Source organism: Tessaracoccus oleiagri, from assembly GCF_900103275.1.
Lineage (GTDB): Bacteria > Actinomycetota > Actinomycetes > Propionibacteriales > Propionibacteriaceae > Arachnia > Arachnia oleiagri.
This window is the reverse complement of sequence record NZ_FNGP01000006.1, coordinates 64532-77868: the sequence shown is the minus strand read 5'-3', so window position 1 is coordinate 77868 and position 13337 is coordinate 64532. Positions and strand designations below refer to the sequence as shown.

12 protein-coding genes are annotated in these 13337 nt (G+C 71.8%); 7 read left to right on the top strand and 5 right to left on the bottom strand.

Annotation, left to right across the window (positions count from 1 at the left end; genetic code table 11):
• The first annotated feature begins 28 nt into the window (after positions 1-28).
• A complete protein-coding gene (locus BLR46_RS13990) occupies positions 29-958 on the top strand; it encodes an NAD(P)-dependent oxidoreductase (protein WP_093253490.1) in 930 nt (309 codons plus the stop codon).
• 18 nt (positions 959-976) lie between these two features.
• Here BLR46_RS13990 and BLR46_RS13985 read toward each other — a convergent pair whose 3' ends face one another.
• The 5 genes from BLR46_RS13985 to BLR46_RS13965 all read right to left on the bottom strand — a co-directional run bounded on the left by BLR46_RS13985 (position 977) and on the right by BLR46_RS13965 (position 6796).
• Entirely contained in the window at positions 977-3505 is a 2529-nt protein-coding gene (locus BLR46_RS13985; protein ID WP_093253486.1) for an FtsX-like permease family protein, read from the bottom strand.
• Positions 3505-4275, bottom strand: a complete 771-nt coding sequence (locus BLR46_RS13980) for an ABC transporter ATP-binding protein (protein WP_245701739.1) — start codon at positions 4273-4275, stop codon at positions 3505-3507. Before BLR46_RS13980 ends, BLR46_RS13985 begins: the two co-directional genes overlap by 1 nt.
• 85 nt (positions 4276-4360) lie before the next feature.
• Positions 4361-5026 (bottom strand): response regulator, encoded by a 666-nt coding sequence (locus BLR46_RS13975; RefSeq protein ID WP_093253481.1) that lies wholly within the window; start codon positions 5024-5026, stop codon positions 4361-4363.
• Positions 5023-6186 carry a sensor histidine kinase gene (locus BLR46_RS13970; RefSeq protein WP_093253478.1) on the bottom strand — a complete coding sequence of 388 codons (1164 nt, stop codon included), beginning with the start codon at positions 6184-6186 and terminating at the stop codon, positions 5023-5025. The genes BLR46_RS13975 and BLR46_RS13970 overlap by 4 nt, the downstream gene beginning before the upstream one ends.
• Before the next feature lie 58 nt (positions 6187-6244).
• Complete coding sequence (locus BLR46_RS13965; RefSeq protein WP_281230861.1) at positions 6245-6796, bottom strand: inorganic diphosphatase; 552 nt, start codon at positions 6794-6796, stop codon at positions 6245-6247.
• Between the two features lie 41 nt (positions 6797-6837).
• Between BLR46_RS13965 and BLR46_RS13960 the strand changes: the two genes are divergently transcribed.
• From BLR46_RS13960 to folE, 6 genes are all read left to right on the top strand, one after another.
• On the top strand, positions 6838-8292 hold the full coding sequence (locus tag BLR46_RS13960; RefSeq protein ID WP_143008317.1) for a D-alanyl-D-alanine carboxypeptidase/D-alanyl-D-alanine-endopeptidase: 1455 nt from the start codon (positions 6838-6840) through the stop codon (positions 8290-8292).
• Entirely contained in the window at positions 8292-9161 is an 870-nt protein-coding gene (locus tag BLR46_RS13955) for a zinc-dependent metalloprotease (protein WP_176761794.1), read from the top strand. Before BLR46_RS13960 ends, BLR46_RS13955 begins: the two co-directional genes overlap by 1 nt.
• Entirely contained in the window at positions 9154-10080 is a 927-nt protein-coding gene (gene tilS, locus BLR46_RS13950) for a tRNA lysidine(34) synthetase TilS (protein ID WP_093253471.1), read from the top strand. The genes BLR46_RS13955 and tilS overlap by 8 nt, the downstream gene beginning before the upstream one ends.
• Positions 10081-10084: 4 nt before the next feature.
• Positions 10085-10636 carry a hypoxanthine phosphoribosyltransferase gene (hpt, locus tag BLR46_RS13945; RefSeq protein WP_093253469.1) on the top strand — a complete coding sequence of 184 codons (552 nt, stop codon included), beginning with the start codon at positions 10085-10087 and terminating at the stop codon, positions 10634-10636.
• 73 nt (positions 10637-10709) lie between these two features.
• A complete protein-coding gene (ftsH, locus tag BLR46_RS13940; RefSeq protein WP_281230860.1) occupies positions 10710-12770 on the top strand; it encodes an ATP-dependent zinc metalloprotease FtsH in 2061 nt (686 codons plus the stop codon).
• Positions 12770-13336 carry a GTP cyclohydrolase I FolE gene (gene folE, locus BLR46_RS13935; protein WP_093253732.1) on the top strand — a complete coding sequence of 189 codons (567 nt, stop codon included), beginning with the start codon at positions 12770-12772 and terminating at the stop codon, positions 13334-13336. Before ftsH ends, folE begins: the two co-directional genes overlap by 1 nt.
• The last annotated feature ends 1 nt before the right edge of the window (position 13337 follow it).

Sequence of the window (13337 nt, the reverse complement as noted above, 5' to 3'; positions counted from 1 at the left end):
ACGCCTGTCCGATCATTAGGATCGAGTCATGAAGGTTCTCGTCCCGAATTCGTTCCCGCTCGCGCTCGACATCGACGGCGAGGTCGTCGAGTACAACATCAAGGAGGCGATCCCGGAGGCGCACACCGATGCCGACGTGCTGGTGGTGTGGGGCAACCAGCCCTCGCAGCTCAAGGAGGTCGCGGCGCAGCTGGACCGGGTGCGGCTCGTGCAGACGCTGATGGCCGGCTCGGACGCGGTCCTGGCCGCCGGTTTCCGGGACGAGGCCGTCATCGCCTCGGGTGTCGGCATGCACGACAAGACGGTGACCGAGCATGCGCTCGCCCTGATGCTCGCGCTGGTCCGGAAGCTGCCCACCCTCCACGAGGCGAAGAAGGAGCACCGTTGGGCCCGGGAGATCGGCGGACGCCAGCCGCTGTACACCAAGCCGGTCACCACGCTGATCGACAGCAACGTGCTGCTCTGGGGCTTCGGGTCGATCGCCAAGGCGCTGGCGCCGCTGCTGACCGCGCTGGGGGCCAACGTGAAGGGCGCCGCGCGCAGCGCCGGTGAGCGGGCGGGCTACGAGGTCGTGGCGGAGAACGCGCTCGCCGACGAGCTGGCCCGCACCGACATCCTGGTCATGATCCTCCCCGACACCCCGGAGACCGACAAGGCCCTGAACGCGGAACGGCTGGCCCAGCTGCCCGAGCACGCGTACGTCGTGAACGTGGGCCGGGGCCGCACCGTCGACGAGGATGCCCTGCTCGACGCGCTCACCCGGGGAACGATCGCTGGGGCCGCGATCGACGTCACCAGGGTGGAGCCGCTGCCGGCCGAGTCGCCGCTGTGGGACGCGCCGAACCTCATCATCACGCCGCACGCCGCCGGGGGTCGACCGATCGGCGCCGAGGCGCTGGTCCAGGACCAGATCCGGGCGCTGGAAGCGGGCGAGGAGCTGCGCAACCTCGCCCGCTGACCCGCGGGCCCGGGGCGGTCACTCCGTGGCGAGCGCCGCCACGACCGGCACCCGGGTGGCCGTCCGGGCGGGCACCACCGACGCCAGGAGCCCCGCCACCAGCGCGATCACGACGCAACCCAGGGTCACGCGCCAGTCGAGCCCGAAGCGGAACTCCGCGGACGAGCCGAGGATGATCGCCGTGCCGGCGAACCCGGTGGCGAGGCCGAGCGCGATGCCGATCAGGGCGCCGGCGGTCGAGATCAGCACGCCCTCGACCGCGAGCAGCTGGCGCAACTGCGGTTGCGTGACGCCGACCGCGCGCAGCACGCCGTGCTCGCGCCGTCGCTCGATCACCGACAGCGACAGGGTGTTCGCCACGCCCACCAGCGCGATCACCACCGCCACGCCAAGCAGCCCGATGAGCACCGCGAGCAGCGCGTCGATGACCTGGCCGAACGTCGCGCGCACCTCGACCGGCGCCACCATGTTCGGCGGTGCCTCGGGGTTGGCGTCGGAGACCGCGTCCTGGACGTCGGCGACGACCTCGCTGGCGCGCGTGTCGTCGACGTCGACCAGCATCGCGGTCGGGGCGCCGAGATCGCCGAGTGCGTCGGGTGCGACTACGGCGGGCAGGGGCAGCGACTCCACGACCTCCACCGGAAGGGCCTCGGCGGTCGACGCCGCGGTCCCCATCCCGTAGTCGCCCAGCCGCACGGCCTCCGGCGAGCCCAGCCGCTCGTACACCGTCGGGCTGAGGGCCACGTGGCCGTCAGCGACGGCGAAGGACCGGCCACCGAGGACCTCGTCCAGTGCGACCGGGTCCACCACCATCACGGCGGTGCCCGGGTCGTCGGCGAGGTTGACCGATCGGTCCCAAGCCGTGGCGAGCCCGACGACGCCGTCCACCGCCTCCGCGGCCTCCAGCTCCGCGTCGCCGAAGCCCTGCTCAGACGTGCTGGAGACCAGCAGGTCCGCCGGGAACTGGGCCCCGAGCTCGTGCTCGAGCGTGGTGCGGGCCGTTGCGGCCCCGGTGCCCATCATGACCACCAGGCCCACGCCGATCACGAGCGCCGACGTGGTGGCCGCGGTCCGGCGGGGGTTGCGCACGGCGTTGGCCGTGGCGAGCCTGGCCGTCGCGGCGGCCTCCCCGGGGAGCAGCCGGGCGAGCGTCGAGCCAAGCGCGCGGATGACCGCCGGGACGAAGAACACCGACAGGACCAGCACGCCGCCCACCGTCAGGAGGCCGCCGGTGACGCCCACCAGCAGGAGCAGCACGAGCAGGGTGTCGAGGTCGACGCCCTCGGACACGTCCGTGGCCACGACGAGCGTCGGCGGCACGACGAGCAGGGCCAGCCCGACGACGAGCGTCAAACCGCCGAACCACTTCCGCGCGCGCCCGCCCGCCCGGACGGGGTCGACGGCCGCGGGACGGAGCGCCGCGACGGGGCTCACCCGGGTGGCCGAGCGGGCCGGCCCCAGGGCGGCGACGAGGGTCACGACGACCCCGACCAGAACGGGCACGAGCAGCGTCGTGGGCGCGACGTCGGTCAACCGCGGCGCCGTCACGCCGAACGTGCGCGAGCTCAGGAACCAGGCGGCCGCCTGCCCCAGGCCGAGGCCGAGACCGACCCCGACCACCGACGCCAGCAGCCCCAGCAGGGTGGCCTCGATCAGCACCGAGCGCCGAACCTGCCCCTTCGTCGCCCCGCCGCAGCGGACGAGCGCGAGGACCTTGGTGCGCTGCGCGACCAGCACGTCGAAGGTGTTGGCGATCACCATGCCGGCGACGACCACCGCGACTGCGGCGAAGCCCATGCCGAACAGGACGAAGAACTGCGCGCTCCCGGTCAGCTCCGCCATCTTGGTGTCGGTGACCTCCTGCGCGGTGCGTGGGGCGAGGTCCGGGCTGACGCCGCGCACCCCGGCCGCGATGCGCTCTTGGGAGGTGCCGTCGCCGTGGATGAGCAGACGGTTCTGCGCGGAGGTGTCCTCCTGGGCGCCGGTGCCGCGAAGGGCGTCCAGCGTGCCGGAGCTCGCCCAGCCGGGGGCGTCGCCCAGCAGGAGGCTGCCCTGGTCGGTGATGCCGGAGACGATGAGGGTCCCGTTGAGCTCACTCGAGACGCTGGACCAGCGCAGCGTTTCGCCGGCGGCCACGCCGAGCGAGTCGGCGAGGGAGGCGGAGATGGCCAATTCGCCGTCGGCGGACGGAAGGGCACCGGAGGCGATGGGCGGGGGCGCGCCGTGGACAGGCAGTGACTGCACGTCGATGTAGCGCGATCGGTGGCCGGACTCGACGATCACGCCACCGGTGACCAACTCGTCGACGCCGGCCACGCCGGGCAGCGCCTCGATCTCACGGAGCTGCTCCTGCGTGTAGGGGACGTACTCGACGACGACGTCGGCGCCGTTCAGGTCGGCGACGACCGCGGCCTCGGCGGTGGCGCGCAGCACGTCGGTGGTGAGCAGCGTGGCCGCCACGAAGCCGGTGCCGAGCACGATGGCGATGCCGGCGGCGACGAGCCGGCCGACGGAGGCGCGCATTGACGCCACGGCGAAGCGCAGCATCACGCGACCTCGTCCACGCGCAGCGCGTCGAGCCCGGCGCTGATGGCGTCGGTCGTGGGGTCCGTGATCTCGCCGGCGATCCGTCCGTCGGCCAGCAGCAGCACCCGCGAGGCGTGGGCCGCGGCGACCGCGTCGTGGGTCACCATGATCACCGTCTGCCCGAGCTCCCGCACGCTCGTGCGGAGGAACGAGAGGATCTGGCTGCCGGAGCGGGAGTCGAGGTTGCCCGTCGGCTCGTCGGCGAAGACGACCGCCGGCCGGGTGATCAGCGCGCGGGCGATGGCGACCCGCTGCTGCTGCCCGCCCGACAGCTCCGACGGCAGGTGCGTCAACCGGTCGCCGAGGTGGAGGAGGTCGACGAGCTGGTCGAACCAGGCCGGGTCGGGCTTGCGCCCGGCGAGCTCGAAGGGGAGCAGGATGTTCTGCCGCGCGGTGTACATCGGCAGGAGGTTGAACCCCTGGAACACGAAGCCCACCTTCTCGCGCCGCAGGAGGGTCACCTGCTTGTCCTTCAGGTCGCTGATGTCGATGTTCGACAGCCACACCGAGCCCGAGGTCGGCCGATCGAGGCCGGCCAGCATGTGCATCAGCGTCGACTTCCCGGAGCCGGACGGGCCCATGATGGCCGTGAACTCCCCGGAGGCGAACTCGACGTCGACGCCGTCGAGGGCCCGGACGATGGCGTCGCCGGAGCCGTAGGTCTTGGTGAGGCCGCGCGTTCGGGCGGCGGGTTCGGTTCGGGTCGGGGCAAGGGGCTGTAGCGTTCTCACGGTTCTGACGCTACGTGCGGAGCGGGGGTGCGCGCGTCCGGCCGGGGGAGGGTTTCCGGGGTCATCCCCAGGTCGTACGTCAGAGTCAGCGGGCATCCCCGGGGCTGACGAGCCCCGTCTCGTACGCCACGACGACGGCCTGCACCCGGTCACGCGCGCTGAGCTTCATCAGGATCCGGCCGACGTGGGTCTTCACCGTCGCCTCGGCGACGTAGAGCCGGTCCGCGATCTCGCAGTTGGAGAGGCCGCGGGCCATCAGCACCAGCACCTCCCGCTCGCGGTCGGTCAGGCCGTCCAGCGCCGCCGGGGCCGCGCGCTGCTCGTCGGGCAGGACCTGGACCAGGTGGTCGAGCAGCCGGCGCGTCGACGACGGCGCGATCACCGCGTCGCCGCTGTGCACCGTGCGGATCGCGGCGAGCATGTCCTCGGGCGGGGCGTCCTTGAGCAGGAATCCCGACGCGCCGGCGCGGATCGCGCGGAGGACGTACTCGTCGAGGTCGAACGTGGTGAGGATGATCACCTTCGGCGCGCCGTCGGCGGCGGTGAGGCGCTCGGTGGCCGTGATGCCGTCGACGGTGGGCATCCGGACGTCCATGAGCACGACGTCGATGTCCCGGCCGGGGAACTCGTCGATGGCCTGCTGCCCGTCGGAGGCCTCCGCCACGACCTCGAGGTCGGGCTGGGAGCCGATCACCATGGCGAAGCCGGCGCGCACGAGTTGCTGGTCGTCGACGAGTCCGACGCGGATCATGGGTTCTCCTTGCGGGTGGGGCCGGTGGGGTGGAGCGGCAGGGCGAGGCGCACGCGGAAGCCGCCGGTCGAGCGGGGCGCGGCGTGCAGCTGGCCGCCGAACATCGCCGCGCGCTCCCGCATCCCGACGAGGCCGGTGCCCGCCCCGTCGGAGATGGAGGCGGCGCCGCGGCCGTCGTCGTCCACCTGGAGGATGACGGCGTCGTCGGTCCACTGCAGCAGCACGGACATCCTCGCGCCCGGGCCGGCGTGCTTCAGCGAGTTGGTGAGGGCCTCCTGGCAGACTCGCTGCAGGGTCAGCCCCATGCCGGGCAGCAGCGGGCGGGGTTGGCCGATGGTCGTGTAGGCGACGGTGGCCCCCGTCTCCTTCACGCGCTCCACCACCTCGGCGAGGTCCTCGCCGGTGGGCTGCGGGCGCACGAGGGGGCCGTCGGCCTCGTCGGAGCGCAGCACGCCCAGGATGCGGCGGATGTCGGCCAGCGAGGAGCGGCCGATCTCCGCGACCGTCTCCAAAGCCTTGACCGCCTGCTGGGGGTCGTTCGCGGCGGCGTACCGGCCGCCGTCGGCCTGGGCGATGATCACCGCGAGGGAGTGGGCGACGACGTCGTGCATTTCCCGGGCGATGCGGGCCCGCTCCTCGGCGACGGCGAACTCCGCCTCGCGGCTGCGCTGTTCCTCGCGGGCGCGGGCCCGGTCGGCGAGCGCCGCGGCGCGCTCGTTGCGGATGCGCACCACCAGGCCCAGCGCCCAGGCGATGGCCACGGCGAGCGCGGTGGGGAGGAAGTAGGCCACCAGCTCCATCAGGCCGGAGGTGCCGAGCAGGAGCGCGAAGAGGCCGGCGCCCAGACCGCCGCCGAGGAGCCCCACGAGGCCGGCGCCCTTCGGGCCGTGGACGGTCACGGAGTAGAGGGCGATCAGCACCGTCAGGTTGATGGGCAGCGGCGTGCCGATGGCGATCACCTGGAGCAACGCCACGAGGTAGATGCCCACCGCGGACACCAGCGGCGCGCTGCGCCGGAACACGAGGAGGACCGAGGGCAGGATGACGAACGCGGCGGTCTCGGCGGCGCCGGCCAGCGCGTTCCCGGCCGTCAGCGTCCCGAGGACCACCAGGACCCCGAGCGCGAGCGCGACGTCGCCCCACCGGATCCTGCTCATCATGGGCACAGCCTAGGGGCGGTGGACGCGGCGCCGCGTCCACCCGGGGTCGTACTCGGGATCAGGCCAGGTTGACGTGGTGGTGCTCGAAGGGGGTCCCCTTGGCGCGCTCGAAGGACGCCTGGATCTCCTCCTCGGCCTCCTCCTTGCCGGTCCACGTGGCACCCTCGACAGACTTGCCGGGCTCGAGGTCCTTGTAGACCGAGAAGAAGTGCTCGATCTCGAGCAGCATGTACTCGGGCACCGAGTCCAGGTCGACGAGGTGCTTGCGGCGCGTGTCGGCCGTCGGCACGCACAGGACCTTGTCGTCGCCGCCCATCTCGTCGGTCATCCGGAACATCGCAATGGCGCGGCACTCGATGAGACAACCCGGGAACGTGGGATCACCACCGATCACCATCGCGTCCAGCGGGTCGCCGTCCTGACCGAGCGTGCCCTCGACGAACCCGTAGTCGTACGGGTACTGCGTCGAGGTGAAGAGCGTGCGGTCAAGGCGGATGCGACCGGTGTTGTGGTCCATCTCGTACTTGTGCTTGGTCCCCTTCGGGATTTCGACGGTGACGTCGAAGAGGACCTGCTGACCCGGCTCAATCGGCTCGAAGGAGGCGTGGATGTCTTGGCTCACTGCCCCAACTCCTATAATTTGCGGTGTTCTTGTTCGAGCAGGATACCGCGTTGGAGGTGGGAGTGCCGAAGTCGCGAGGGCTCGACTGGGCCATCACCGGCCTGATCGTGGCGCTGCTGCTCGCGGGCGGCATCGTCGCCGCCGCGCTCCACCGGCCCATCCTCACCGCAGCCGGCCTCGAGAACCCCGGCGGGGAGCCCACCATCGCGCCCACGATGTTCGTGGAGCCGACCCCGGAGCCCGAACCGGTGGTCGAGCCCGACCTCGCCCCGCCGCCCCCGCTGCCCCCCGGTGGTCCTGCCCCCGACCCGGCCGTGCTGCAGCAGCGCCTTGCCGCGCTCGACACCAGCCGGATCGTCACCGCCGACGGGAGCCCCGCCGCGATCGCCTACGAGATCCTCGACGCCGCCACGGGCGAGGTGCTCGCCGGCAGCAACGCGGCCCAGCCGCTCATCCCGGCCTCCAACACCAAGACCCTGACCGCGGTCGCGGTCATGAACGCGTTCGACGGCGACGAACGCTTCGCCACCCGCGTGGTGGCGCCGGACCCGTCGACGATCGTGCTGGTGGGCGGCGGCGACCCGCTGCTGCGCGTCGAGCCGGTGTCCGAGGGCGCCTATCCCGCGCCGGCCTCGCTCCGGGCACTGGCGGAGGCCACGGCGGCCGCGCTGCGGGAGGCCGGGACGACGACGGTCAGCCTCGGCTACGACGCCTCGCTCTTCGAGGGCGACGGCTGGGCCCCGACGTGGCCGGAGAGCTACCGGGACCAGGTCACGCCGATCACCGCGCTCTGGGCCGACGAGGGTCGCGTCGACGGTGCCCGCAGCCGCACGCCCGCCCTCGCCGCGGCGCAACTGTTCGCGGGCCAGCTCGCCGAGCTGGGGGTGACCGTGACCGGAGAGCCCGCCGCGGTGGCGGGCTCGGGCCGGGAGCTCGCGCGCGTCGAGTCCGAGCCGGTCCACGTGCTCGTCGAGCAGGCGATGCTCCGCTCCAACAACTCGTTCACCGAGCTGCTGGGATTCCAGCTCGCGGCCCGCACCGGCCATCCCACGACGTTCGCGGGCTCCACCGCGGCCATCGCCGAGCAGCTCACCGAACTCGGGCTCTGGGAGGACACGGCCCACCTCGACGACGCCTCCGGGCTCTCGCGCAGCAACGTGTTCTCGGCGGGCCTCCTCGCCCGGGCCAACCTGCACCTGCTCACCACGCCCCGGCTCACCGCGATCCTCGACGGGCTACCCGTCGCGGGCGTCACCGGCACGCTCGCCGACCGCTTCTCCGACCCCGTCTCCAGCGCCGCCCGGGGGGTCGCGCGCGCCAAGACCGGCACCCTGAGCTTCGTCTCGTCGCTCGCCGGCACCACCGTCACGAGCGACGGCGCCCTCGTCGTCTACGCGGTGCTCGCCAACGGCCAGGTGAGCGGCTGGGACGCCAAGGTCTGGGAGGACCAGGTCGTCGGGGTCCTCACCGGATGTGGGTGCTGATGGACTACGCCCCCGAGGTGCACTGGCAGTCGGCGACGCGCATCGCGCGGCTCGGACGCGGCGACCCGCCCGACGTGACGAGGCCGGAGGCGATCCGCTTCGTCGCCGACCTCAAGCAGCGGGCCCGTGAGGCGGGGGAGATCGCCGCGCGCGGCATGCGGATGCAGTCGGTGGGTGCGCGCGACGTCGTCGTCGTGGACCGCGACGGGTGGGTGCGCGCCGCCTCGACGATCACCCAGGCCGCCCTCGACACGCTCGACTGGCCGCACCGGCCCGACGGGCTCCGCCGCGAGCTCGGCCGCCGCGGACTGGGTGCCGCGCTCGGCGTCGGCTTCGCGCTCGGATCCCGCTTCATGCTCGGACAGTACGACGCGTTCACCGGCCGCGACCGGCTCTACCTCGTCGCGCCCAACCTGTACGCCATGGAGCGGGCGCGTGGCTTCGTCCCGCGCGACTTCCGTCGCTGGGTGGCGATCCACGAGCAGACCCACGCGCTCCAGTTCGAGAAGGCGCCCTGGCTGCGCGAGCACCTCGCCTCCCTCGTGCGCGACGCGGGCGGCCGCCACGCGCTGGACCAGATCGTCGCCACCATGACCTTCCTCGAGGGCCACGCGGACTACGTGTCGGACCACTCGGGGCGCATCCGCACCGCAGGACGCATGCGCAAGTCGTTCCGCCGGAAGCCCCGCAGGGGCGCGGGCCTGCTCGACAAGGCCGCCCAGTACGCCAACGGCCTGGAGTTCTGCACCCGCGTTCGGCGCCTCTCCCGCAGCAACGCGGTCCTCGCCGCGTACGAGAAACCAGAGAACCTTCCCTCGAAACGGGAGATCTCCGACCCGCAGGCGTGGCTCAATAGGGTCCATGGCTAAACGAGAGCTCGGTCCCGCAGCACTGGAGGTCGCGCAGGCGGTCGCGAACGCATGGCCCGGGGGCGAGGTCGTCGTCGGGGTGTCCGGAGGGGCCGACTCGCTCGCGCTCGCGCTCGGAGCCAAGTGGTGCGCGGAGAAGCGCGGCGGCACCGTCCGCGCCGTGATCGTCGACCACCAGCTGCAGCAGAACTCGGGCGACATCGCCGAGCACGTCCGCGGCACCCTGGAGGTGCGCGGGGTCCACGCCGAGGTGCGGAAGGTCGACGTCGAACCCTCCGTGGAGGGCGTGGAAGCCGCGGCGCGCGACTCCCGGCTCGACGCGCTCGCCCAGGACGGGCTCCCGGTGCTCCTCGGCCACACGCTCGACGACCAGGCGGAGCAGGTCTTCCTGGGCCTCATCCGCGGCTCGGGCATCCGCTCCCTGGCGGGCATGGCCCCGGCCCGCGGACCCTTCGTCCGGCCACTGCTCGGGGTGCGCCGCTCCACGACGGAGCAGGCCTGCGTCGAGTGGGACATCCGCTACTGGAGCGACCCGATGAACCTCGACGACGCCTTCACCCGCGTCCGCGTGCGGAAGTGGCTGGCCGACTTCGAGGGCGTCGTCGGCCGCGACATCGTCCCCAGCCTCGGCCGCTCCGCGGAGCTGGCGCGCGCCGACGCCGACCTCCTCGACCAGCTCGCCCGCGACGCCGTCGCCACCCTCGACGGCCCGCTGCCGGTCGACGCGGTCAAGGACCTCCCGGAGGCGCTGCGCTGGCGCGTCCTGAAGAACTGGCTGACGCGCGGGGGAGCGGTGGTCGGCATGGGCCATGTCCTCGCCGTCGACTCCCTCGTCTCGGCCTGGCACGGCCAGGGACCGATCGACGTCCCGTGCGCGAGGGTGCAGCGTACCGACGGGGAGCTGCGCTTGCTAGGGTGAGCGGGTGGACGCATCCGACATCTCGCAGGACCTCGAGCACGTGCTCTTCACCTCCGACCAGATCGCCGACCGCATCGCGGAAGTGGCCGCGCAGATCGACGCCGACTACGACGGCAAGGAGATCCTGCTCGTCGGGGTCCTCAACGGCGCCGTCATGGTGATGGCCGACCTGCAGCGCGCCATGAAGAGCCATGTCCAGATGGACTGGATGGCGGTCTCCAGCTACGGCGCCGGCACGCAGTCGAGCGGCGTCGTCCGCATCCTGAAAGACCTCTCGCAGGACCTCGAGGGCCGCCACGTGATCGTCGTGGAGGACATCATCGACACCGGGCTCACGCTCAGCTACCTGATGAACTACCTCGCCTCCCGCGGCCCCGCGAGCCTCGAGATCATGACCATGTTCCGCAAGCCCGACGCGGCGCAGATCGACGTCGACGTGAAGTACGTGGGCTTCGACATCCCCAACGAGTTCGTCGTCGGGTTCGGGCTCGACTACGCGGAGAAGTACCGCAACCTGCGCGACGTCGCCACGCTCAAGTCAGAGGTCTACAGCTAAGCCGCAGGGGGCGGTTGCGGCACGCTGGTAGGCTGCCGTTTGCTGAATTCCGACTTCTTTGAGCGGGGCCCCCTTGCAAAAGTTCTTCAAATCGCCCGTGGCGTGGATCCTCATCATCGTCGTGTCGATGATGCTGATCTGGCAGCTCTTCAGCTCGTTCACGGGGTTCCAGAACGTTCCCACCAGCCAGACCATGGAACTGCTCCAGAGCGACCAGGAGCTTCGCGAGGTACTGCTCGTCGACGGTGAGCAGCAGATCCAGGTCACCGACATGGACGGCAACAAGACCCAGTCGGTGTGGGTGGGCGAGCAGCAGATCGACGACGTGATCTCGCTCCTCGAGGAGCGCAAGGCCGACGGCACCCTGGAACGCTGGGACGGCCTCAACCCGTCGCCCGGGCTGCTGTCGATGTTCCTCTACACGGGCCTGCCGTTCCTGATCCTGCTCGTCGCGTTCTTCTTCATCTTCCGGATGATGAACAGCGGCGGAGCGGGCGGGCCGCTGTCGTTCGGGAAGTCGCGCGCGAAGCTGGCCAACAAGGACACCCCGCAGACGACGTTCGCCGACGTGGCGGGCGCCGACGAGGCCGTCGAGGAGCTCGTCGAGATCAAGGAGTTCCTCGAGAAGCCGGCGAAGTTCGCCGAACTCGGCGCCAAGATCCCCAAGGGCGTGCTGCTGTACGGGCCCCCCGGCACCGGCAAGACGCTGCTCGCGCGCGCCGTGGCGGGCGAGGCGGGCGTGCCGTTCTTCTCCATCTCCGGTTCGGACTTCGTCGAGATGTTCGTCGGCGTGGGCGCCTCCCGCGTGCGTGACCTGTTCTCCCAAGCCAAGGAGAACGCCCCCGCGATCGTGTTCATCGACGAGATCGACGCCGTCGGCCGCCACCGCGGCGCCGGCATGGGCGGCGGCCACGACGAGCGCGAGCAGACGCTCAACCAGCTGCTCGTCGAGATGGACGGCTTCGACGCGCGCGGCGGCGTGATCCTGATCGCCGCCACCAACCGGCCCGACGTCCTCGACCCCGCCCTGCTCCGCCCCGGCCGCTTCGACCGCCAGATCTCCGTCGAGGCGCCCGACGCCGCCGGCCGCGAGCACATCCTCCGCGTGCACGCCAAGGGCAAGCCGCTCGCGTCGACGGTGGACCTCGCCTCCATCGCCCGCCGCACCCCCGGCTTCTCCGGCGCGGATCTCGCGAACGTGCTCAACGAGGCGGCGCTGCTCGCCGCCCGCGAGGGCAAGGACATCATCGGCCAGCGCGAGCTCGACGAGGCCATCGACCGCGTGATCGCCGGGCCGCAAAAGAAGACGCGGCTCATGAACGAGAAGGAGCGCCTGATCACCGCGTACCACGAGGGCGGACACGCGCTGGTCGCGGCGGCGATGCCGGGCAACGACCCCGTGCAGAAGGTCACGATCCTGCCGCGCGGCAGGGCGCTCGGCTACACGATGGTGCTGCCCGACCAGGACAAGTACTCCCAGACCCGCGGCGAGTTGCTCGACCAGATGGCCTACATGATGGGCGGCCGCGCGGCGGAGGAGCTCGTGTTCCACGACCCCACCACCGGCGCCAGCAACGACATCGAGAAGGCCACCCGCGTGGCGCGGGCCATGGTCACCCAGTACGGCATGAGCGAGCGCATCGGCGCTGTGAAGATCGGCGGTGGCGACTCGGAGCCCTTCATGGGCATGCGCGGCACCGACTCCACCAAGGAGTACTCCGACAACCTCGCGGCGGTGGTCGACGAGGAGGTCTCCAAGCTCATCCACGTGGCGCACCAGGAGGCGTTCGACGTGCTCGAGGAGAACCGGGACGTGCTCGACGAGCTCGTCCGTCAGCTGTTCGAGAAGGAGACGCTCAACAAGGAGCAGGTGGCGGAGATCTTCAAGGCGCTGCGGCGTCGCGAGAAGCGCCCGGCCTGGACCGGGTCCGACCTGCGCGTCCCCTCCGAGATCCCGCCCGTGCAGCCGCCCAAGTCCGACGAGGACGAGGAGCCCGCCGGCGACAACCGTCCGCCGGTGTGGGGCCCGCCGAGCGCCCCGGTGCCCCCGGTCGAGCCTCCGGCGCAGCCGCCGGCCGGCCCGAGCGGCTGGGAGCGTCCCGGCTCCTCCGACTGGCAGCCCCCGAGGTCCTGATGGCAGTCGACCAGGCACGCATCGCCGCCGCGGTCCGCGAGATCCTCCTCGCCGTGGGGGAGGATCCCGAGCGTGACGGGCTGAGGGACACGCCCGCCCGCGTGGCCCGTTCGTACGCGGAACTGTTCTCCGGTCTGGGCAAGGACGCGTCCGACGTCCTGGGCACGACCTTCGACGTCGCCCACGACGAGCTGATCCTCGTCAAGGACATCGAGGTCGCCAGCAGCTGCGAGCACCACCTGCTCCCGTTCTACGGGGTGGCCCACGTCGGCTACATCCCCTCAAAGGACGGCCGCGTCGCTGGCCTGTCCAAGCTCGCCCGCCTCGTCGACTTGTACGCGCGCCGCCCGCAGATCCAGGAGCGCCTCGTCTCCGAGATCGCCGACGCGCTCGTCGAGCACCTCGATCCCGGTGGCGTCATCGTCGTCATCGAGGCCGAGCACATGTGCATGTCGCTCCGCGGCGTGCGCAAGCCCGGTGCGAAGACGATCACCAGCGCCGTGCGCGGCTCGCTGCGCAACGCGGCCACGCGAGCCGAGGCGATGAGCCTGATCCTGGGGCATTGAG

What these genes read in the sequence shown, in the direction of transcription:
- BLR46_RS13990 (WP_093253490.1), top strand. Translation starts at nt 29, where the DNA reads ATGAAGGTTCTCGTCCCGAATTCGTTCCCGCTCGCGCTCGACATCGAC.
- BLR46_RS13985 (WP_093253486.1), bottom strand. Translation starts at nt 3,505, where the DNA reads ATGCTGCGCTTCGCCGTGGCGTCAATGCGCGCCTCCGTCGGCCGGCTC.
- BLR46_RS13975 (WP_093253481.1), bottom strand. Translation starts at nt 5,026, where the DNA reads ATGATCCGCGTCGGACTCGTCGACGACCAGCAACTCGTGCGCGCCGGC.
- BLR46_RS13970 (WP_093253478.1), bottom strand. Translation starts at nt 6,186, where the DNA reads ATGATGAGCAGGATCCGGTGGGGCGACGTCGCGCTCGCGCTCGGGGTC.
- BLR46_RS13955 (WP_176761794.1), top strand. Translation starts at nt 8,292, where the DNA reads ATGGACTACGCCCCCGAGGTGCACTGGCAGTCGGCGACGCGCATCGCG.
- tilS (WP_093253471.1), top strand. Translation starts at nt 9,154, where the DNA reads ATGGCTAAACGAGAGCTCGGTCCCGCAGCACTGGAGGTCGCGCAGGCG.
- folE (WP_093253732.1), top strand. Translation starts at nt 12,770, where the DNA reads ATGGCAGTCGACCAGGCACGCATCGCCGCCGCGGTCCGCGAGATCCTC.